This is a genomic window from Sinorhizobium sp. P24N7, assembly GCF_042436655.1.
Taxonomy (GTDB): Bacteria; Pseudomonadota; Alphaproteobacteria; order Rhizobiales; family Rhizobiaceae; genus Sinorhizobium; species Sinorhizobium meliloti_A.
Genome location: NZ_JBHMIW010000053.1, coordinates 1 through 1,125 on the forward strand (window position 1 = coordinate 1; position 1,125 = coordinate 1,125).

Annotated in this window: 2 protein-coding genes; one reads left to right on the forward strand and one right to left on the reverse strand. The window is 63.2% G+C overall.

Annotated elements, in window-relative coordinates; all coding sequences use genetic code 11:
- On the reverse strand, positions 1-169 hold a 169-nt coding region (locus ACFHWW_RS33815), incomplete at its 3' end, for a type II toxin-antitoxin system VapB family antitoxin (RefSeq protein WP_379943714.1).
- A 192-nt stretch (positions 170-361) separates the two neighbouring features.
- Between ACFHWW_RS33815 and ACFHWW_RS33820 the strand changes: the two genes are divergently transcribed.
- Positions 362-1,125, forward strand: a 764-nt coding sequence (locus ACFHWW_RS33820; protein ID WP_379943712.1) for an RHE_PE00001 family protein, incomplete at its 3' end; no start/stop codon positions are given.

Sequence of the window (1,125 nt, forward strand, 5' to 3'; positions counted from 1 at the left end):
CCGACAGGACGTCGATCGGCGTCCGGGCAGACTGCTGGCGTAGTTCCAGATCGTAGTGCTCGAGCGCCTGCTCGACGAGCCTGTTGATCGGCTGACCCGTGCGGCGCGCCAGCGCGTGCGCCAAATCCCGGGCCTTGGTGCTGCGGACGGACAGTTGCGGTTCGGACATTGCGTTTCCTCGATCGAATCCCTTCGAAGATAACGATTTTGGCTCCAGATGGCAAGGAAATCACCTTCAGATGGCTCACTATCGATACTTGGTCCGTATCGATAGTGAGACGTGGCCTTGGAGCAATCCATGCAGTGGCAGACTCTAACTATAAAATAGCGTCCGTTTAGCAAATCGTTTACCATAAATTCAATGCGTTATGATTTGTCGAATTTGCCCATCAACACCCTGCTGCGGCCGATCTCGGACGCCGGCGCGGCTTTGGCGCGTCTCGACGAACGCATCGCCCGCTCGCCGGTCGGCGCGGGCTGGATCGAACGCGCCCATTTTGCCGATGCCGCCGCCTCGCTGTGGATCGACGGCGAGCTCATCCATCTCGAGGACCTCGTCCTCCATGACGCCGGCCTCGACGTCCGTGCCCCGACGCACGAGCTGACCATCGCACGTGACGTTTTGAAGACGCGCCGACGGATAGCTTCACAGCTACCAGGCTGGGCGCTGAGCCTAGATGGCCTGCGCGCCCTGCGCGGGCAGGCGTGGCCTGCACCATCACATGCTGACGACGGCGCCGTGGGAAAAATCGGCGCCGAGTCCGGCGACACTGCAGTTCCAGAAGGGGAGGGGGCGGAGGGTTCTGACGTCACCAGCCCCTTGGACGCCGAACTCGCCGCGATTGATGCGGTGCTGGCCCGGTCGGACGCCGCCATTGAAAAGGCAAAGACGTCCGGCCGCGGCAGCACTCGCGAAAAAGATCCGCTGGTCTACGACCTCGATTGGGACGAGGACGAGCGGCTTGAGGAATGGCGGGTCGTGCTAACCGAGACCGAAGGTCTGCCGCCGGTGCTGCTGGTGGCGCTGCTGCTCGATGCCTGGCACGATCTGCAGGTTCTACAGCACGCGCCCTGGCTCGGCCGGCTACTCGCCGCCGAAACGCTGCGGCAAGCGGGCCTCCCACC